This window comes from Pseudomonas fortuita, from assembly GCF_026898135.2.
Lineage (GTDB): Bacteria > Pseudomonadota > Gammaproteobacteria > Pseudomonadales > Pseudomonadaceae > Aquipseudomonas > Aquipseudomonas fortuita.
This window is the reverse complement of record NZ_CP114035.2, coordinates 6250265-6268222: the sequence shown is the minus strand read 5'-3', so window position 1 is coordinate 6268222 and position 17958 is coordinate 6250265. Positions and strand designations below refer to the sequence as shown.

General features: G+C 58.7%; 20 protein-coding genes. 8 read left to right on the top strand and 12 right to left on the bottom strand.

Annotation, left to right across the window (positions count from 1 at the left end; all coding sequences use genetic code 11):
* The first annotated feature begins 157 nt into the window (after positions 1-157).
* Positions 158-484, top strand: coding sequence for a four-helix bundle copper-binding protein (locus OZ911_RS28640; RefSeq protein WP_371263243.1), 327 nt, complete (start codon positions 158-160; stop codon positions 482-484).
* 657 nt (positions 485-1141) lie between these two features.
* Positions 1142-1825: a hypothetical protein gene (locus OZ911_RS28635; protein WP_172439589.1), complete on the top strand. Its 684-nt coding sequence runs from the start codon at positions 1142-1144 to the stop codon at positions 1823-1825.
* Positions 1826-1991: 166 nt separating this feature from the next.
* Here OZ911_RS28635 and OZ911_RS28630 read toward each other — a convergent pair whose 3' ends face one another.
* Genes OZ911_RS28630 through OZ911_RS28600 form a run of 7 tightly spaced genes read right to left on the bottom strand, consistent with a single transcriptional unit; the run spans position 1992 to position 7034 of the window.
* Positions 1992-2534: an arsinothricin resistance N-acetyltransferase ArsN1 family B gene (locus OZ911_RS28630; protein ID WP_023048562.1), complete on the bottom strand. Its 543-nt coding sequence runs from the start codon at positions 2532-2534 to the stop codon at positions 1992-1994.
* Positions 2527-3609, bottom strand: coding sequence for an ArsO family NAD(P)H-dependent flavin-containing monooxygenase (locus OZ911_RS28625; RefSeq protein ID WP_023048561.1), 1083 nt, complete (start codon positions 3607-3609; stop codon positions 2527-2529). Before OZ911_RS28625 ends, OZ911_RS28630 begins: the two co-directional genes overlap by 8 nt.
* A 25-nt stretch (positions 3610-3634) precedes the next feature.
* Entirely contained in the window at positions 3635-4138 is a 504-nt protein-coding gene (locus tag OZ911_RS28620) for a cyclin-dependent kinase inhibitor 3 family protein (protein ID WP_080992800.1), read from the bottom strand.
* A 4-nt stretch (positions 4139-4142) separates the two neighbouring features.
* A complete protein-coding gene (gene arsH / locus OZ911_RS28615; RefSeq protein WP_023048559.1) occupies positions 4143-4856 on the bottom strand; it encodes an arsenical resistance protein ArsH in 714 nt (237 codons plus the stop codon).
* Positions 4857-4879: 23 nt separating this feature from the next.
* Positions 4880-5350, bottom strand: a complete 471-nt coding sequence (locus OZ911_RS28610; protein ID WP_023048558.1) for an arsenate reductase ArsC — start codon at positions 5348-5350, stop codon at positions 4880-4882.
* Positions 5351-5364: 14 nt separating this feature from the next.
* A complete protein-coding gene (locus OZ911_RS28605; RefSeq protein WP_049695270.1) occupies positions 5365-6648 on the bottom strand; it encodes an arsenic transporter in 1284 nt (427 codons plus the stop codon).
* Between the two features lie 29 nt (positions 6649-6677).
* A complete protein-coding gene (locus tag OZ911_RS28600; RefSeq protein ID WP_049695271.1) occupies positions 6678-7034 on the bottom strand; it encodes a metalloregulator ArsR/SmtB family transcription factor in 357 nt (118 codons plus the stop codon).
* A 177-nt stretch (positions 7035-7211) separates the two neighbouring features.
* On the opposite strand from OZ911_RS28600, the gene arsN2 reads away from it, so the two are divergent.
* On the top strand, positions 7212-7661 hold the full coding sequence (gene arsN2 / locus OZ911_RS28595; protein ID WP_023048556.1) for an arsenic resistance N-acetyltransferase ArsN2: 450 nt from the start codon (positions 7212-7214) through the stop codon (positions 7659-7661).
* Between the two features lie 617 nt (positions 7662-8278).
* On the opposite strand, the gene lpdA is transcribed toward arsN2, so the two are convergent.
* Positions 8279-9679: a dihydrolipoyl dehydrogenase gene (gene lpdA, locus OZ911_RS28590; protein WP_016489887.1), complete on the bottom strand. Its 1401-nt coding sequence runs from the start codon at positions 9677-9679 to the stop codon at positions 8279-8281.
* 208 nt (positions 9680-9887) lie between these two features.
* Here lpdA and cfaB point away from each other — a divergent pair, with 208 nt between their 5' ends.
* Positions 9888-11072, top strand: coding sequence for a C17 cyclopropane fatty acid synthase CfaB (gene cfaB / locus OZ911_RS28585; RefSeq protein WP_023048555.1), 1185 nt, complete (start codon positions 9888-9890; stop codon positions 11070-11072).
* Between the two features lie 81 nt (positions 11073-11153).
* Here cfaB and cls read toward each other — a convergent pair whose 3' ends face one another.
* Positions 11154-12593 carry a cardiolipin synthase gene (gene cls, locus OZ911_RS28580; protein ID WP_016489885.1) on the bottom strand — a complete coding sequence of 480 codons (1440 nt, stop codon included), beginning with the start codon at positions 12591-12593 and terminating at the stop codon, positions 11154-11156.
* A gap of 131 nt (positions 12594-12724) precedes the next feature.
* Here cls and OZ911_RS28575 point away from each other — a divergent pair, with 131 nt between their 5' ends.
* Positions 12725-13252, top strand: a complete 528-nt coding sequence (locus OZ911_RS28575) for a DUF3617 domain-containing protein (protein WP_016489884.1) — start codon at positions 12725-12727, stop codon at positions 13250-13252.
* On the opposite strand, the gene folE2 is transcribed toward OZ911_RS28575, so the two are convergent.
* Positions 13236-14141 (bottom strand): GTP cyclohydrolase FolE2, encoded by a 906-nt coding sequence (gene folE2, locus OZ911_RS28570; protein ID WP_023048554.1) that lies wholly within the window; start codon positions 14139-14141, stop codon positions 13236-13238. The two genes, OZ911_RS28575 and folE2, sit on opposite strands and share 17 nt — an antisense overlap.
* A gap of 25 nt (positions 14142-14166) precedes the next feature.
* Positions 14167-14547, bottom strand: coding sequence for a hypothetical protein (locus OZ911_RS28565; protein WP_023048553.1), 381 nt, complete (start codon positions 14545-14547; stop codon positions 14167-14169).
* A gap of 115 nt (positions 14548-14662) precedes the next feature.
* Between OZ911_RS28565 and zigA the strand changes: the two genes are divergently transcribed.
* The 3 genes from zigA to OZ911_RS28550 are packed head-to-tail and all read left to right on the top strand — an operon-like array spanning position 14663 to position 17505.
* Positions 14663-15871, top strand: a complete 1209-nt coding sequence (gene zigA, locus OZ911_RS28560; protein WP_023048552.1) for a zinc metallochaperone GTPase ZigA — start codon at positions 14663-14665, stop codon at positions 15869-15871.
* A complete protein-coding gene (locus tag OZ911_RS28555; protein ID WP_016489880.1) occupies positions 15868-16494 on the top strand; it encodes a DUF1826 domain-containing protein in 627 nt (208 codons plus the stop codon). Before zigA ends, OZ911_RS28555 begins: the two co-directional genes overlap by 4 nt.
* A gap of 39 nt (positions 16495-16533) precedes the next feature.
* Entirely contained in the window at positions 16534-17505 is a 972-nt protein-coding gene (locus OZ911_RS28550) for a CobW family GTP-binding protein (protein WP_016489879.1), read from the top strand.
* Here OZ911_RS28550 and OZ911_RS28545 read toward each other — a convergent pair whose 3' ends face one another.
* Positions 17506-17898: a DUF3301 domain-containing protein gene (locus tag OZ911_RS28545; protein WP_016489878.1), complete on the bottom strand. Its 393-nt coding sequence runs from the start codon at positions 17896-17898 to the stop codon at positions 17506-17508.
* Positions 17899-17958 lie beyond the last annotated feature (60 nt).

Below are 17958 nucleotides of genomic sequence, written 5' to 3'. Positions count from 1 at the left end.
TCCAGCCTTAAATGATCGGGCACGCCTTCACACCGAGAGGATTCGGACAAGCTTACAGAAATGTAATCAATCTTCAGGACCCCGTCAGGTCGAACGCTACATACCGTCATGAGACGGTGCACTGGCATCAAATCGACCCGATACCGGAGATATGACCATGAACAGTCGCTTTGAAGAATGCATCTCGGAATGCCTGCGCTGTGCGCTGGCCTGTGAAGGCTGTGCGTCAGCCTGCCTACAAGAACAAGATGTAAAAATGATGGCTGACTGCATCAAGCTGGACAGAGATTGCGCAGATATGTGCAACCTTGCGGCTACCTTGATGGCACGAGAAAGCATGCTGGCCAAAGAGCTTTGTGCCCTATGCGCCAAAATTTGCCGGGCCTGCGGGGAGGAGTGCGGTAAGCATAAGGCAGACCACTGTCAGCAATGCGCCCAGGCCTGCATGACCTGCGCAGAATCCTGCGAAGCAATGGCTGCGTAAGCGAATTTCGCCAAACCTCCGCCTGCTTTCCATGCGCCTGATTAAGGATTTGGGTACGTCGATAATCGTCGTGCTTAGGGAGGCGGGTAGACCGCTGATGGGCATGCGCCCTGGCAGAGCCTAGCTTGGGAAGCTAGCAAACCAAAGGCGCTGCGACCCGATAGCAAAGAAGCCCGCCTCAGCGGCGGGCTATCAGATGTCTCCAAGGGGAGGCTGTAGGCCAACAAGTCTCGGAGCAAGCACTTGTAGGATACGCCTGTTGGCTCACGCCCACCAGCCCGCTTCGGCGGAAGCGAATGGTCCTACGTTCTGACGGCCGGCATTGGGAGCGGCTTGGTGAAGGCCACGTCGATTTGTAGGGCAATCCACCAAGACAAAGCCGGCTGATTATCCCCAAGCGGTATACCCTCAGGAAGAGTCAAAGGCAAAGCTAGGGGTGAATCTAGCGGGTACCCACATTTGAGGGCAAAATCACCAGCTTCGCCTACAGTGCATTGGGTTGAGGGGAAAGGTGTGGGAGCAGAGCTAGATCGGGTAAAGGATCGCAAAAGGAGCAGAGCGTTAATCGAAGACCTCTACCTGGACGCGAACCGAGTTTACGTAATTCACTACTCCTGCGAATCGTTTTATGAAAATGATACGGGGGAGTCGAAACGTGTGACATCCATCGCCACACGGAACCTAAAAACCGGCCAAACCAAATCGTGGTCCATCCATAAAGAAGCAGAGCTCAGCAAACAGCTCTCCAGCATGCAAGCAGAGCTCAATAAATTCGAAAAGTCGATGCTGAAAGGTTTTTTCCAATGGCTTGATAAGCACAAGGATTGTCGGTTCCTGCATTGGAACATGCGAGACGAAAATTTCGGGTTCTTTGCGCTTGAGCATCGCTTTCGGGTGCTCGGGGGCAAACCCGTAGAGCTGCCGGATGACAAGAAGGTTGACCTTGCGCGTGAGCTGGTTGCGTTATATGGAAGAAACTATGCCCCGCATGCCGATAGTAGGGGAAGGAAAGGCAGGATCATGGCATTGGCTGAACTCAATAATGCCAGCGACCAAGACGCACTGCCCGGCGCTGATGAGGCTGCCGCCTTTGTGAACGCTGAGTACATAAAAATGCATCAATCGACCCTAAGGAAGCTCGATATGTTTGCGAACTTCTTCGAGCGTACACATGAAAAGTCCTTGAAGACAAAATCCAAATGGTACGAGCGGAACGGGGTGCATCCTGTTGTGTTAATTGAAATCGTCAAAGACCACCCGATCTACACGACAGTTATCGTACTGAGCGGCCTTGCCATTGCCGCTGTCAATTTCAGCCGTTTCTTGGCCCTTTTCAACTAGCCCCCTGTAGTGCAAGCACCATTTCACCAATCTTTGGGCATCATTATTAGGTTTGGAGGTGTCTACAAAACTGGGACGATTCAGGTTTACTCACATGTGTTGGAGGATTAGTGCTGTCGCAGCCAGCAACGGCGCGGGCTGGGACGCTCTAGCGTGGCATTCGGGTTTAGGATACGAAGCTCATTGGAGCCTCGGGTCGAAGGCCGTCGTCACCGAACTCAAACCGCCAATACCCCACATCATGCCAAGCATCGAGCTTGAATCCGACCTGCGGAAACGTACCGATGTGCTGAAAACCGAGTCGTTCGTGCAGCCCGACACTGCCTTCATTCGGCAAGGCGATACCGGCATACGCCGAGCGATATCCCAGACGCTTCAGAACCGGCAGCAGCACGTCATAGAGCTGCCGAGCAATTCCGCTGCGGCGCTGCCCCTCGGCGACATACACCGTCACATCCACCGCCCACCGGTACGCCGCACGCGCCCGGTGCTGACTGGCGTAGGCATAGCCGACTACCCGTCCTTCTCGCACAGCCACCAGATACGGATAGGTTTGCAGCGTCGTGGAGATACGCTCACACATTTGCTCCACGCTCGGCACTGCCTCTTCGAATGAGATGGCCGTGTTGAGTACGATGGGCGCGTAGATGATCTGGATCTCTTCTGCATCCTCTGGTCTGGCGACACGAATTTCGATTCCGCTATGCATCCGACTGCTCCAAGCTGTTCAGGTGTTCGACTACTTCGTTAACTGTGCTGCGCGCGGTACGGGTGACGCCAATCAACGTCGCCGAGGCCAAGCCGGTCCAGTCGCCATATCCGACCAGCCAGAGGCGCGGCTCGCGAATAGAACGCCCCCCATCAACCTCGACCCTTCCGTAGTCATCCAGCACGTCCAGTGCCTTAAGGTGATCCAGTGCCGGCCGGAATCCAGTACACCAGACCACCACATCGACCTGGGTTTTCTCACCGTTGGGCCAGACGACCCCATCCGACGTAAATGAGGTGAAAGGCCTTACAGCACGAAGGGCCCCGCGCTCGCGAGCCCGGACTACTGAGGGCACCATGACGATATCACCAAGCCCACCGACCTGTGCGTCGATAACACGGCCCTCCTGTTGAGCCTTGAGGCGCTCGGTAGCCCGTTCGAACAGCACCCGGCCATCCACGTCATCAGGCAGAAACGCCGGTTCCTTCGTGGTTACCCACGTTGCGTCGGCGATCTCGGACAGCTCCGCGTAGATTTGCGCCCCCGAGTTGCCACCACCAACGACCAGCACGCGTTTTCCTTGGAAAGCCTCTGGTAACTGGTACTGGGCGGAGTGAATCTGCTGCCCCTGGAACAGCTCTATCCCCGGATAGGCCGGAACATTGGGCTTGCTCCAGGTCCCCGTTGCGCTGATGACGGCACGGGCTTCCCAGTTGCGGTCCTTCGAGCGCACACGAAGACCACGTGCGGTCCGCTCCACCGCCGTGATGCTGACGGGGCGAACGATAGGAAACCCGTAGCGCGCCTCGTACTGCTCCAGGTAGCTGACCACGTGATCCCTATCAGGATTACCTTCGGTGACTGGCGGCATCGGCCAGCCCGCGATGGAGCTCCAAGCGGAGGGCGAGAACAGCGTCAGCGAGTGCCAGCCATGGCGCCACGCCCCGCCCGCAGCCTCTTCAGCGTCAAGCAGCAGGAACGAGAGCTTGGCCCGCTTGAGAAAATAGGCCACCGTCAGCGCGGACTGCCCGCCGCCAATCACGATGACATCGAGTAGCTCGCCTTCGGTGGCCATGGTTTCTCCTGTCTGGCTGGAGCGCTCAGCCTTCGCCGAACTGGTTGATGTAGTTGATGTGCGCAGGCTTCTGAATCGCCCGTGGGCGAAGATCCTGCACCCATGCAATCGCCTCGCGGCGCGGCATTCCGGACTCGATCAGCAGACGGGCAGCGAACAGCCCGGTGCGGCCGGAGCCGCCCTTGCAGTGGATGGCCAGGGCCTTGTTGGATGCGAGCAAAGCGTTCAACTGGTGGCGGATCTCTCCCAGCCCGACCTCGAAGTTTTTATCCGGAGCATGATCATCCTTGATCGGCAGTTGGTACCACTCCAACCCATGCTGCTTGGCCGCGACGCCAAGCTGGGCAACTCCGTTTTCCTGAAGCTCTGCGTCCGACATCAGCGTAACCAGCGCCACGGCACCGGCCTTCTTGAGCGTATCCAGGCTTTCAGCGAGACCGCTGGTCTGGGTGCCCGGACAAGGCGTAAAAATCAGCACACCCGGAGCATGGGGCAACGATTTCAATGAGTAAGGATGCGACATGCTCATGACCTCAGATAGACCGAATATTGACTCGCTTGGATAGTTCTTCCGCCGACTCTTTGCGCTCGGAGTAGCGGTCTACCAAATAATCCTGGCGATCACGCAGCAGGAGCGTGAACTTGGTCAGTTCCTCCATCACGTCGACCAGTCGATCGTAGAAAGAAGACGGCTTCATGCGCCCGGCTTCATCGAACTCCAGGAAGGCTTTCGGCACCGACGACTGGTTCGGGATGGTAAACATACGCATCCAGCGGCCAAGCACGCGCAGTTGGTTCACCACGTTAAAGGACTGCGAGCCTCCACATACCTGCATCACCGCGAGGGTCTTGCCCTGGGTTGGGCGAACCGCGCCCATGGCCAGCGGTACCCAATCGATCTGCGCCTTGAAGACAGCACTCATTGAGCCGTGACGCTCGGGCGAGCACCACACCTGGCCCTCGGACCATTGCATCAGCTCGCGGAGTTCCAGCACCTTCTCGTGAGAGTCCGGAGCGTCATCCGGCAGCGGTAGGCCGGAAGGATCAAAGATTCGGGTTTCGGCGCCGAACTCTTCCAGCAGGCGCGCAGCCTCCTGGACCATCAAGCGGCTGAATGAGCGTTCGCGGGTCGATCCGTACAGCAGCAGGATGCGCGGTTTGTGTGTGGAAGGATCCTTCGGCGCCAGCCGCTCCAGCGACGGCAGATCAATAAGTTCTGGTTGGACATTGGGCAGGTGGTCGTTCATTTCGGTCTCCATTGATCCAGGGCCTACAGCGCGCCGATGCGGGCAAGTTCGGCTTTCAGTTCGTCCTGGCTCAGTTGCGAGAAAGGCAGCGCAATGAAGGCGCGCACGCGCTCATCAATCTTCGCAAGTGTTGTCTGGAAGGCTTCTTCGATTTCTGCCTCACTCCCGGTGACCGCCGAAGGGTCGGCCAGGCCCCAGTGGGCTTTGAGCGATGGACCGAAGAAGATCGGGCAGGCTTCGCCGGCAGCGCGGTCGCACACGGTGACAACGATGTCGGGAGGAGAGCTCTCGAAGGCATCCGAGGCCTTGCTTGAAAGACCTGCGGTGGGGATACCGGCGGCTTCCAGGGTATTCAGTGCCCGCTCATTGACCTTGCCGCTTGGGAAGCTGCCCGAGCTCACAGCTTCCATACCCTCTGGGGCCAGGTGATTGAACAGCGCCTCGGACAGGATGCTGCGGCAGCTGTTGTGGGTGCACATGAACAAGACTTTCATCAGGTATCTCCGGTTCAAAAGCTCAGGCGGATGGCCAATGCGGCCAAGGTGGCAAGCAGGATCGGCAGCGTCAGGACGATGCCGGTGCGGAAGTAGTAACCCCAGGTGATGACGATGTTCTTGCGGGCCAGCACGTGTAGCCACAGCAAGGTGGCCAGGCTGCCGATGGGGGTGATTTTCGGACCGAGGTCACAGCCGATGACGTTGGCGTAGATCATGGCCTCGCGCACGATGCCGGTGGCCTCGGCGGAATGGATCGACAAGGCCCCTACCAACACAGTGGGCATGTTGTTCATGACCGACGACAGGCCAGCGGCGAGCAGCCCCGTCCCGAGGGATGCGCCCCAGATTCCGTAGCCAGCGAAGACATTGAGGATCTGCGTCAGGTAGTCGGTGAGGCCGGCGTTACGCAGGCCATACACCACAAGGTACATGCCAAGCGAGAACACCACGACCTGCCAAGGCGCGTCCTTGAGCACCTTGCGGGTTGAAATCACGTGCCCACGCGCGGCGATCAGGTAGAGGATCAGCGCACAGGCAGCAGCGATGGCGCTGATCGGAACGCCCAGCGGCTCGATGGCGAAGAAGCCAACCAGCAACAGCGCAAGCACCCACCAGCCGGCAACGAACGTCGCCTTGTCGCGGATAGCGGCTTCGGGAGCCTTCAGTTGGTCGAGTTCATAGGTACGCGGCAGGTCCTTGCGGAAGAACCACAGCAGCATTCCCAGGGTGGCGGCGATGCTGACCAGGTTCACCGGCACCATGACCGAGGCGTATTCGCTGAAGCCAATGCCAAAGTAGTCGGCGGAAACGATGTTCACCAGGTTGGACACCACCAGCGGCAAGCTCGCGGTATCGGCGATGAAGCCCGCCGCCATGACGAATGCCAGCGTCGCCGCCGGGGAGAAGCGCAGGGCCAGCAGCATGGCGATGACGATCGGGGTCAGGATCAGTGCCGCACCGTCGTTAGCGAACAGCGCCGAGACGGCGGCGCCCAGCAGGATGATGAAGGCGAACAGCTTGCGGCTGCTGCCATTGCCCCAGCGGGCCACGTGCAATGCCGCCCACTCGAAGAACCCCGCCTCATCCAGCAGCAGGCTGATGATGATGACGGCGATGAAAGTGGCGGTAGCGTTCCAGACGATCTGCCAGACCACGGGAATATCGGACAGGCTCACGACGCCCGCCAGCAGCGCCACGACGGCCCCCAGTGCGGCGCTCCAGCCCACGCCCAGGCCTTTGGGCTGCCAGATGACGAGAACGATCGTCACCAGGAAAATCAAAAATGCGATCAGCATGACTACAACTCAATCAGCGAAGGGAATTCTCAAGCACAAGCAACAGGGCTCTGCGGCCGCTCGCCCATTTCGGCAAGGCGCAATGCATCGGGGCTCAACCATTCCTGGTTGGCATCGACCACTCCCTTCAGCATCGCGTCCACCCACTGCGGCAGTTCGGGGTGCAGTCGGTAGTACACCCATTGACCCTTGCGGCGATCCATCAGGATTCCAGCCTCGCGCAACTGGGCAAGATGCCGGGAGATCTTCGGCTGGCTCAGCTCCAGCGCGTGGGTAAGTTCGCAGACACAGAGTTCGCCTTCACGGGCGATCAGCAGGGTCATCCGGGCCCGGGTGTCATCAGCCAGGCATTTGAAAACGATGGGGGGAGTCAGTGTTTCCCGCATGTGACCTCCTGGGGAATGCGTGTACGGCCAATATCTGGAAATCCGAATATATGCCAATTCGAATATACGGTAAAGCAGATATTTACACTCGCCTCGCCTTACGGGACGTCATAAAACTGGAAAAAGCCCTCGCTTTGGGCCCTATACTGGCCGTCGATACCATCCCCAGAGTCCCCAATGAACCAGTCTGATATCTCTGTCCGATTGCTTGGTACCGATCAAATCCAAGGCCTGGCTGCGCATCTGACTGCAGCGGGCTTGCCGACCCAAGACCTTTTGCAGCCCGACCGAATGTTCTATTCCTTTCATCGGGGAGAAACGGAGCTGGGATACGGGGGCATTGAAGGAACTGGTCGGACTCGTCTGATTCGCTCACTGGTTGTCGTACCGGCCCAGCGAAAGTCAGGGATCGGTACCCTGCTGCTCAGAGCACTTGAGCGAATAGCGGAAGCTGACGGAGCCCAGAGCCTTCATCTGCTGACCACAACAGCACCCGACTTCTTCGAGGCTCGGGGATATGAGCACAGAGACCGATCTCAAGCCCCAAAGGCAATTTCCAGTTCGGAGGAGTTCAAGAGCCTTTGTCCGACCTCTGCGGTCTATATGGTGAAGGATCTGGCGACATGAACTCGGTGTCACCTCAGGGAACTCGCCTCCACGAATTTCACTGAGTCCTGCGGCGCCCTGAAGATGGCGAGCCCTGGGCCCGGCATGATTGAGCGACTTCATGAGTGAGGATACAGGCGTATCCTTGGACGGTTTTAAACCTGCCTGGTAGCGGAAAACAGTCAGTCTGGTTGGCGCGTCTGCGCTCGGAAAAGCAGCAACCCCTCCAAGATGTATCTCAGAGAAATCCATGCCCAACCCAACGATTTGTAGGGGGCTCCCAGCCAGGAGCGCTCGCACCGGTTACCACGCCCCAAAAAGATACCATCATAATTTTTTTGGGGTTTTAGCACGGGGTCCTTCCTGTGATTTTTTCTGGCTGAACCTTTGCTGTGACAACCTTTATTAAACGAAAAAGCCCGAGAAATTTTGAAAAATTATGCTTTGTGACAACCTTTATTTTTGCTTCCCTAGAAGCAGCCTCCTCGCTAGGCCGCGAAATGCAAGAGACTTTGTGACAAAGTTTATTAATCGGCAACAAAAAAGCCCTCCATATGGAGGGCTTTTTGCTTAATGATGATCAGGCAATAGCGCCCCAGGACATATGATTCGAATGCCTTGGGGAGCGAGGGGTACTGTCAGATCTGCATCGCCATGCCGTCCACATTCATCGCTGCCTGGCGCAAGGCCTCGGAGCGGGTCGGGTGGGGGTGGCAGGTCAGGGCGATGTCTTCTGCCGAGGCCGAGAATTCCATGGCCACACAGAACTCACCGATCATCTCGCTGACGCTTGGGCCCACCAGGTGCACACCTAGCACTTCATCGGTTTGGGCATCGGCGATGACTTTGGCGAAGCCTTCGGTCTCGTGGTTGATCTTGGCGCGGCTGTTGGCGGTGAAGGGGAACTTGCCGACTTTATAAGCACGCCCTTCGGCTTTGAGCTGCTCTTCGGTCTTGCCCACGGTGGCCAACTCCGGGCGGGTGTAGATCACGCCAGGGATGAGGTTGTAGTTGACCTCGTGGGGCTTGCCGGCAATACGCTCGATGCAGGCTACGGCTTCGTCTTCGGCCTTGTGCGCCAGCATCGGGCCGGAAGTGACGTCACCAATCACCCACACACCGGGCACAGAAGTGCGGTGGTGTTCGTTACCGAGCATGCCGCGCTTGTCGGTTTCCAGGCCCACGCTCTCAAGGTTCAGCCCCTTGGTATAAGGGCGGCGGCCGATAGCCACCAGCACGTAATCGGCCTGCAGCGATTCTGCGGTGCCGCCGGCAGCAGGCTCCAGCGTCAGGCTCACACCCTCGGCACTTGCAGTGGCTTGAGTCACTTTGCTGCCCAGCTTGAACACCATGCCTTGCTTGGCGAGTGCCTTTTGCAGGGTCTTGGCGGTTTCCGTGTCGGTACCTGGGCAGATGCGATCAAGGTATTCGATGACGGTGACTTGGCTGCCCAGGCGGCGCCAGACGGAACCCAACTCAAGGCCGATCACGCCGGCACCGATGACGACCAGATGCTTGGGCACTTGCGGCAGCGACAGTGCGCCGGTCGAGTCGATGATGCGCTGGTTATCGATGGTCACCCCCGGCAGAGGGGTGGGCTCCGAGCCGGTGGCGATGACCACATCCTTGGCTTGCAGCGCAGTTTCGCTGCCGTCTTCAGCCTTTACTACAACCTTGCCGACGCCGTCCAGGCGGCCCCAACCTTTGATCCAGTCGACCTTGTTCTTGCGGAACAGGTATTCGATACCTTTGGTCAGGCCGGTCACGCTCTCGTCCTTCTGTTTCATCATCTGGGCGAGGTTAAGGGTGGGCTTTACTTCGATACCGAGGTGGGCGAACTCTTCACCGCTGGCGGCCTCGTACAGCTCGGACGCATGCAACAGTGCCTTGGAGGGCATGCAGCCCACGTTCAAACAAGTGCCGCCCAAGGTCGAGCGGCCTTCCACGCAGGCAACACTCAGGCCAAGCTGGCCAGCGCGGATGGCTGCGTTGTAGCCGCCAGGGCCACCGCCGATGATCACCACGTCATAGGATTTCATGGGTTCAACTCCAGGATGTAGAAGCGCGAGAGGGGCACAAGGTTAAGCTGAGATGCGAGAATTGTATACAATCTGCTGTATGGATAAGATCAGTTGGTTCTAGACCTTGGTCTCGTTTAGAGGAAACCTCCCACCAATGAACTACTCTGATCCGACGACGTTCGAAATATCAGGCGTTGTAGCCAGAAACGGATAGGGAGGGTTGTTCATGCTCGCGCAACTTCCACCTGCACTGCAGAGCCTGCATCTGCCGCTGCGGCTGAAATTGTGGGACGGTAACCAGTTCGATCTGGGGCCTAGCCCGCAGGTCACCATCCTGGTCAAAGAGCCACAGTTGATCAGCCAGTTGACGCACCCGAGCCTGGAGCAGTTGGGCACAGCGTTCGTCGAAGGCAAGCTGGAGCTGGAAGGCGACATCGGTGAAGCCATCCGGGTATGTGATGAGCTGAGCGAGGCGCTGTTGCCTGATTTTGAAGAGGCTTCGCCGGCGCGGCTTGCTCACGACAAAATCACTGACGCTGAAGCCATTTCCTATCACTACGATGTTTCCAACGCGTTCTATCGGCTGTGGCTGGATCAGGACATGGCCTATTCGTGCGCCTACTTTCGCGAGCCTGATAACACGCTCGATCAGGCACAGCAGGACAAGTTCGACCACCTGTGTCGCAAGTTGCGCCTCAATGCCGGCGACTACCTGCTGGACGTGGGCTGTGGTTGGGGTGGCCTTGCGCGCTTCGCTGCACGGGAATATGACGCCAAGGTATTCGGCATCACCTTGAGCAAGGAGCAGCTCAAGCTTGGCAGGCAGCGGGTCAAGGCCGAAGGGTTGGCCGACAAGGTCGACCTGCAGATTCTCGACTACCGTGACCTGCCTCAAGACGGTCGCTTCGACAAGGTTGTCAGCGTTGGTATGTTCGAGCATGTCGGGCATGCCAACCTGGCGCTGTATTGCCAGAAACTGTTCGGCGCCGTGAGGGAAGGGGGGCTGGTGATGAACCACGGGATCACCGCCAAGCATGTCGATGGCCGCCCGGTCGGACGTGGCGCAGGTGAGTTCATCGACCGCTACGTGTTCCCCCATGGCGAGCTGCCTCACCTGTCGATGATCAGCGCCAGCCTCTGCGAAGCGGGACTGGAGGTGGTAGACGTGGAAAGCCTGCGCCTGCACTACGCCAAGACCCTGCATCACTGGAGCGAAAACCTGGAGAATCAGCTGCACAAGGCGGCGGCGCTGGTGCCGGAAAAAACCCTGCGCATCTGGCGCCTGTACCTTGCAGGTTGTGCCTATGCCTTTGAGAAGGGCTGGATCAACCTGCACCAGATCTTGGCAGTGAAGCCATACGCCGACGGGCACCATGACCTGCCCTGGACGCGCGAAGATCTGTATCGCTAAGCATGTAGATGCGGATTTTGTGGGAGCGGCCTTGTGTCGCGAGAGGGCCGCAAGGCCGCTCCCACACTCATACTGCTTAGCTTAAAGGATTGGCGAAATCAGCCGTGCAATCCGCATCCCCAACTGCTGCAGTCGATGAGTGTCCAGGCTGTCCTCCGCAGTGATTTCCCGCGACTGTTCAAAGTCATTGATCAGCATCTTCTCCACCTGGTCGGCGAAGCTGCGGTCGACGGTGAGCAGGGTGATCTCGAAATTCAGACGGAACGAGCGGTTGTCCAGGTTGGCACTGCCGATCGCGCTGACATCATCGTCCACCAGCACCACCTTTTGATGCAGGAAGCCCGGCTGATAGCGGAACATGCGCACACCCGCGCGCACCGCTTCGAAGGCGAACAGGCTTGAGGCGGCATAGACCACACGATGGTCCGGTCGTGACGGGATCAGCACGCGTACATCGACCCCACGCAGCACCGCCAGGCGCAAGGCGGCGAACACCGCCTCGTCCGGGATGAAGTAGGGGCTGGTAATCCACACCCGGCGGGTAGCGGAGTGGATTGCTTCGAGGAAGAACAGCGAGCAGGTTTCCTGCGGGTCGGCCGGGCCGCTGGCCAAGGCCTGGCACAGCACGCCGTTGTCCGGGTAGGTATCCGGCAGGATCAGCGGCGGTAGCTGGCGCGTGGCCCAGTACCAGTCTTCGGCGAACGACTCCTGCAGGCAGGCCAGCACCGGCCCGCCGATTTGCACATGGGTGTCGCGCCAAGGGGAAAGCTTCGGGTGCTCACCGAGGTATTCATCGCCCACGTTGTGCCCGCCGATGAATCCAATCAGGCCATCCACTACCACGATCTTGCGGTGGTTGCGGAAGTTTACCTGAAAGCGGTTGAACCAACCGCGGCGGGTGGCGAAGGCATGAATCTGCACACCGCCGTCGCGCAGCTGCTGGCTGTAGCGGGCTGGCAAGGCATGGCTGCCGACGCGGTCATAGAGCACGAATACCTGCACCCCTTCGGCGGCCTTACGGAGCAGCAGTTGTTGCAGTGCCTTGCCGAGGTTGTCGTCATGGATGATGAAGAACTGCACCAGCACCACATCGCGGGCTTTGTCGATGGCGGCGAAGATGGCATCGAAGGTGGCCTTTCCATCGATCAGCAACTTCACCTGGTTGTTCGCCAGGCAGGGCATGCGGCCCAGCTTGGGCATGGCGCGCAGGGCTGTGTAGCTTTCTGATTCCCGGGCGGTGAGGGCTTCTTCCACCCAAGGCCGCCAGTTGAGATTGGCCATGGCCACGTGCATTTCCTGGTTGGCCTGGCGCCTGGCCTTGATGTAGGCATAGAACGAGCGGGCGCCGAAGATCAGGTAGGGGATCAAGGTAAGGTACGGGATGAAAAACAAGGGCATGGCCCAGGCGATGGCGCCTTGGGCGGTACGCACGGTAAAGATCGCGTGCAGCGCGGCGACGATACCCAGTAAGTGAATCAGTCCGAGTAGGTAACCAAAAAAGTAGGGGCTGTGGTAATCCATATGCATCCTGCTTGCCGAGTACACTTGAGGTAACAGAACACGTTCCCGGTCCGCCTTGCAACCTGAAGGTGGATTTGGCGTCCAAGTTTCAGCCCGGCCCGCTTGGCCGGTTTTTTCAGGAGCGATCGTCCATGAAGATTCGTCTGCCACTGTTGGCGTTGGCCCTGGCCATGAGCAGCCCACTGGTGCATGCCCAGATGCTGCAACCAGGTTTGTGGGAGCTGACCACCAGCAATATGCAGGTCGATGGCAAACCGTTACCCGACATGCAGTTCATGCTCGGTCAGTTGAAAAATCTGCCGCCAGAGCAACGCGCGATGATGGAGGGGGTATTGGCGAAACAGGGGGTAACTGTCGGTGGCAATGGTGTGCGTTCGTGCCTGACGCCAGAGCAGGTGGCCACCAACGATATCCCACTGCAGGATCCGAAATCGGGCTGCACTCAAAAGATTACCGACCGTACCGGTAATGTGTGGAAGTTCCAGTTCAGCTGCCCCAAGGCACAAGGTACTGGCCAGGCTACCTTCCTCAGCGACCGGGAGTTCACTACTCAGGTCAGTGGTACCTTCAACGCTTCGGGTGTGCAGCAGCAAGGCAGCATGAACACCCGTGCGGTGTGGCTAGGTAATGACTGTGGCACGGTCAAACCGCGCAGCTGACGTCCCATTGCCATTGGCTGGTAGCGACGGCGTCGTGGGCATGCAGGCTTTCTGCATGTTCCACGCGCAGCTTGAAGGCCGTGCTCCATTCCATTTGCCGCAGTGAGTGGTGCAGGCGTCGTGCGGCGTCTTCGCAGAACATCAGGTTCTGCCCGTTGGCCAAGGCGAAGGCTTGTTCGTCTGCACGTTTCACAGCAGTCTGCACAGCGGTCCCCAAGCTTCCCTCTACGCAGTTAATCAATTCGGTGATGGGTAGATCCTGCTGAGTGCCGCGCAGCCGTACCTGAATTTGCGCGGTACTGCGTTGGCTATGGGGCGTCGCCACAATGCCTTTGGCGCTACCCAGCCACTGCAATATGGCGGATTTTTCGACCTGCTGCTCGCTGAAATCGTCCAGGAACTGCTGCTGAATCAGTTGCCGTGCAAGTGCAGCCGAGCACGGGCAGGTGGAGGAGTACGGAACGGAAACAGATAGTTCCACGTGGAACATTTCATTTTCTATCCTTGCATCGACTGTTACCGCATAGCTTTTCCAGCCTGCCAATGGGCTGATCAAAGCCGGCCGTTTCAGCATGTGCTCGAAGCGCAGGCGCAGGTAGGCTGCCGAAGAAAGGCCCTCATGGCTGCTCAGGAAATCAGCCAGTAGCCGCCTGATTGCCAGCGGAGTGAGGGGCTGGTGCTCCAATGTCTCAAGGGCAAGGTAAAGCCGCGACATATGGATACCGCGTGAACTGCCGTCAATCAGGCTTACGCCTGCATCGATTTTGGCGGCTGCGGTGCGCCCTTCGAATTGCACAGGCAAGGCGATGCCGCACATGCCCACCCAGTCCAAAGGCAAGGTGTACTCCAGGGCTTGTGCTGCGATGTCGGGGAGCTTGAGCTGGGTCATCTGGCTTTCCAAACAAAAAGAGGCATCAGTGGCAAGCGCCGATCAGGCTGCAATGCAGCTTGAAGCGCTGCCCACTGGAGCTGGATACGCGGTTCAGAGTGGTCCAGCCAACGCGACGGCTGTAACCCACCCAGGCTTCGCCATCGCTGGCCAGGCCGGTAAAAAAGGTCAACGTGCCATAGCGGCTGTTGGTTTGTGCCCATAGGCGCCGGCTGGTGAAGTCGTAGCCGCGCAGGTAGAACATATTTCCTTCGTTGCGCACGCTGTAATAGCTGCCTTTGCCGTCCTGGCAGGCAAGCAGTGTCGCGCTGCGTGTACACATCGCCATCGGGCTGTTCTTTGGCATGGCGAACAGCGAAGTAGGCATGGCGAGCAACAGCAACACCATGGCGCGCAGCAGATTCATTTTTCATCCCCGGTGAATACTCGTCTGTCGAGAACGGCTTGGCGAAATTGTATTGTTACTTTATAACATTGTGCAATGCATCGTTTCGAATGCGCTCGCCTGAAGAGGTTTCGCCATGTCCAATCGTCTCCCTGTCACCGTGCTGTCTGGCTTCCTTGGCGCCGGCAAGAGCACTTTGCTCAACCATGTGCTGCGTAACCGCGACCACCTGCGGGTCGCGGTCATCGTCAACGACATGAGTGAAATCAACATCGACGCCAGCGAGGTGCAGCGCAACGTCAGCCTCAACCGCGCTGAAGAGAAACTGGTCGAGATGAGCAACGGCTGCATCTGCTGCACACTGCGTGAAGACCTGCTCGAAGAGGTTGCGCGGCTGGCCGAAGAAGGCCGCTTCGATTATTTGCTCATCGAGTCCACGGGTATCTCGGAGCCGCTGCCGGTTGCCGAGACGTTCACGTTTCGCGACGAGCAGGGCCGCAGCCTTTCCGACATGGCGCGGTTGGATACCATGGTCACTGTGGTCGATGGCCTGAATTTTTTACGCGATTACCAGGCAGCAGACAGCCTGGCCAGCCGTGGTGAAACCTTGGGCGAAGAGGACGAGCGGTCGATCAGTGATCTGCTGATCGAGCAGGTGGAGTTCGCCGATGTGTTGTTGCTGAGCAAGATCGACCTGATCAGCCAGCACGAGCGCGAAGAACTCATGGCCATTTTGCGCAGCCTCAACGCCCGGGCGCAGATCGTGCCCATGGTCATGGGCCAGGTGCCGCTGGCGCGCATTCTGGACACTGGCCTATTCGACTTCGACCAGGCTGCTCAAGCGCCTGGCTGGTTGCAAGAATTGCGCGGCGAGCATGTGCCGGAGACTGAAGAGTACGGCATCGCGGCCACGACCTGGCAGGGGCGGCGGCCACTTCATCCACAGCGCTTTTTTGATTTTATCCACAAGCCCTGGAGCAATGGTCGGCTGCTGCGTTCGAAGGGTTTTTTCTGGTTGGCCAGCAAGTACCAGGAAGCCGGTAGCTGGTCCCAGGCAGGTGGCATGATGCGCCATGGTCTGGCGGGCCGTTGGTGGCGTTTCGTGCCGCGCGAGCAGTGGCCCCAGGATGTGGATAACACTGCCGATATCTTGAAACACTGGCACGCCGAAACCGGTGACTGCCGGCAGGAATTAGTGTTCATTGGTCAGAATATCGACTTCAAAAAGTTATCCACAGAGCTTCAGGCCTGCTTGTTGACGGATGAAGAAATGGAGTTGGGGCCTATGGGCTGGTTGCGTCTGGCTGATCCATTTGGCCCTTGGCACGAGGAGGCAGCAGCATGAACCAGGCGCTCAAGCCTGTGGATATCTTCCAGGTGTTTGGCGAAACGCCGCTGGTGTTGACCGACGTGCTGCAGGACGGCGTGAACCTGGCGGTCTGGCGCCGGCGCTTGCCGCCACAGCTGGAGGATTTTGCCGAGCTGGTAGTCAGCCTTGGGCAACCCCTGTCAGATCAGTGGGTAATGGATGTGGACGAGCAGCAGATGCCGGTTATGTCGGATTTGCTACGCGAAGCGGCGGACCTGCAGGGTTACGAAGCGTTCGTGGCCGATGTAGCCTGGCTGGTGGCGGCATATACCTGCCTGGTTGGCGCGCGGCGGGTCGGTTTGCGCCTGCGGGTGCTGACCGGGCCCATGTGCCCGCGCTTTCATGTGGATAACGTGCCGTTGCGATTGCTCACCACCTATGCGGGCCCGGGTAGCGAGTGGTTGCGAGAGCAGGAGAGCCCACGCGGGGAGTTACACACAGCTCAAGTGCCTGTGAATAACATTCAGAAACTGCACGTCGGTGAAGTGGCTGTACTCAAGGGCGAGAAGTGGCAGGGCAACGAAGGTGCAGGGCTGGTGCACCGCTCGCCCTCGGGCCAGCAAGGGCGCCTGCTGCTCAGCCTTGACTGGCTAGCCTGACGGCGCATAGTGAGCCTTCACCCCGCCTGAAGCCATCCCATGCTGCAGAACATTCCCACCCATGTCATTGCCGGCCCCCTGGGCGCCGGCAAGACCACCCTGATCCGCCATCTGCTGGCCCAGCGCCCGCGCAACGAACGCTGGGCGGTCTTGATCAACGAATTCGGCCTGGTTGGCCTGGATGCGGCGTTGCTCAGCCGTGACGAAGATGGCATCGCCATCGGCGAGGTTGCAGGTGGCTGCCTGTGTTGTGTCAACGGCATGCCGTTTCAGGTGGGCCTGGGCCGGTTGTTGCGCAAATCCCGGCCTGACCGGCTGTTTATCGAGCCGTCTGGCCTGGGTCACCCGTTGCAGCTGCTTGCTCAGCTGAAACAGGCTCCGTGGGCTGGAGTGCTGACAATTCAGCCATTGTTGATGGTTGTCGATGCGCAATCCATGGCGCGAAACGAGCCGCTTCCGGACGCCCAACAGCAGGCTTTCAACGCCTCTGAATACGTGCTTTTCAACAAGTCGGAGGCTGTGGATGAAAAATCTAAGTTGTTGATAACTAATAAATTTAACGACAAGAATGTGATGTGGTCGGTACAGGGCCAGGTGCCGCTATCAAGCCTTCCTGGCGCCCTGGTAGAGATTGTCGACAGCCCATTTCAGGAAAACCAGATTGTCGACAATCTTGGGGGAGCCCCAACAATATTGTGGACAGACCCCAGCCAGCCGATCTGTCTTGCGCAGGAGGGGGAGGGAGGTTGGAGCATTGGCTGGCGCTGGCATCCCGCACAGCAGTTTTATCCACAGCGCCTACTGGCGTTCTTGCGGACCTTGCCATGGCGGCGTGCCAAAGGGGTTATCCACAGCGTGGAAGGTTGGCAATCATTTAATGGGCTCAAGGGTGACATGCCGATATGGCAGCCCAGTGAATGGCGCAGGGATAGCCGTATCGAGCTGATTTTTGATCAGCCGCAATCGCAACCCACGCTGCAAGCGGGGTTGAGCGAATGCCGCGTCAGCTGATCAGTTGCGCCAGCGATTGTGTTCCTGACGCCACTGCTGCATCTCGATGACATTGTCGGTGCGTGGTGGTGTCTTGATTTCAAACGGGTAGGGCGCCAGCTCGATCTGCACGCTGTGCGCGCCGAACTGGGTCACAGTACCCGGGTGGCGTTGCTCGCCGGTGACGGTGAACTCAAAGGCATAGATGCGTGCCAGGCGCTTGCGGCCATTGGCGTCACGGACAAAGGCGATGCGCTTGAGTGCGACGGCATCGTCGAGCAGCTCGAGGTCGAGCTTGGCACAGTGCTGTTTGACCCGTTCCAGGGCTTTTTCGCGCAACCCATGGTTGTGCCACAACCAGCCGCCTGCCGTGGCCAACAGCATCAGGACGAAGACGTTCTCCAGGGTCAACATTTGCATATGCTCCAAACAGGTAGATCCAGCTTAACTGCGTCCCTGGCCTGTCGTACAGGT

Coding starts and splice junctions, on each gene's coding strand:
- OZ911_RS28575 (WP_016489884.1), top strand. CDS start 12,725: ATGAAGATTCGTCTGCCACTGTTGGCGTTGGCCCTGGCCATGAGCAGC.
- OZ911_RS28565 (WP_023048553.1), bottom strand. CDS start 14,547: ATGAATCTGCTGCGCGCCATGGTGTTGCTGTTGCTCGCCATGCCTACT.
- OZ911_RS28620 (WP_080992800.1), bottom strand. CDS start 4,138: ATGAGCATGTCGCATCCTTACTCATTGAAATCGTTGCCCCATGCTCCG.
- OZ911_RS28600 (WP_049695271.1), bottom strand. CDS start 7,034: ATGCGGGAAACACTGACTCCCCCCATCGTTTTCAAATGCCTGGCTGAT.
- lpdA (WP_016489887.1), bottom strand. CDS start 9,679: ATGAAATCCTATGACGTGGTGATCATCGGCGGTGGCCCTGGCGGCTAC.
- arsH (WP_023048559.1), bottom strand. CDS start 4,856: ATGAACGACCACCTGCCCAATGTCCAACCAGAACTTATTGATCTGCCG.
- OZ911_RS28555 (WP_016489880.1), top strand. CDS start 15,868: ATGAACCAGGCGCTCAAGCCTGTGGATATCTTCCAGGTGTTTGGCGAA.
- OZ911_RS28545 (WP_016489878.1), bottom strand. CDS start 17,898: ATGTTGACCCTGGAGAACGTCTTCGTCCTGATGCTGTTGGCCACGGCA.
- zigA (WP_023048552.1), top strand. CDS start 14,663: ATGTCCAATCGTCTCCCTGTCACCGTGCTGTCTGGCTTCCTTGGCGCC.
- cls (WP_016489885.1), bottom strand. CDS start 12,593: ATGGATTACCACAGCCCCTACTTTTTTGGTTACCTACTCGGACTGATT.
- folE2 (WP_023048554.1), bottom strand. CDS start 14,141: ATGACCCAGCTCAAGCTCCCCGACATCGCAGCACAAGCCCTGGAGTAC.
- cfaB (WP_023048555.1), top strand. CDS start 9,888: ATGCTCGCGCAACTTCCACCTGCACTGCAGAGCCTGCATCTGCCGCTG.
- OZ911_RS28550 (WP_016489879.1), top strand. CDS start 16,534: ATGCTGCAGAACATTCCCACCCATGTCATTGCCGGCCCCCTGGGCGCC.
- OZ911_RS28640 (WP_371263243.1), top strand. CDS start 158: ATGAACAGTCGCTTTGAAGAATGCATCTCGGAATGCCTGCGCTGTGCG.
- arsN2 (WP_023048556.1), top strand. CDS start 7,212: ATGAACCAGTCTGATATCTCTGTCCGATTGCTTGGTACCGATCAAATC.
- OZ911_RS28630 (WP_023048562.1), bottom strand. CDS start 2,534: ATGCATAGCGGAATCGAAATTCGTGTCGCCAGACCAGAGGATGCAGAA.
- OZ911_RS28605 (WP_049695270.1), bottom strand. CDS start 6,648: ATGCTGATCGCATTTTTGATTTTCCTGGTGACGATCGTTCTCGTCATC.
- OZ911_RS28625 (WP_023048561.1), bottom strand. CDS start 3,609: ATGGCCACCGAAGGCGAGCTACTCGATGTCATCGTGATTGGCGGCGGG.
- OZ911_RS28610 (WP_023048558.1), bottom strand. CDS start 5,350: ATGAAAGTCTTGTTCATGTGCACCCACAACAGCTGCCGCAGCATCCTG.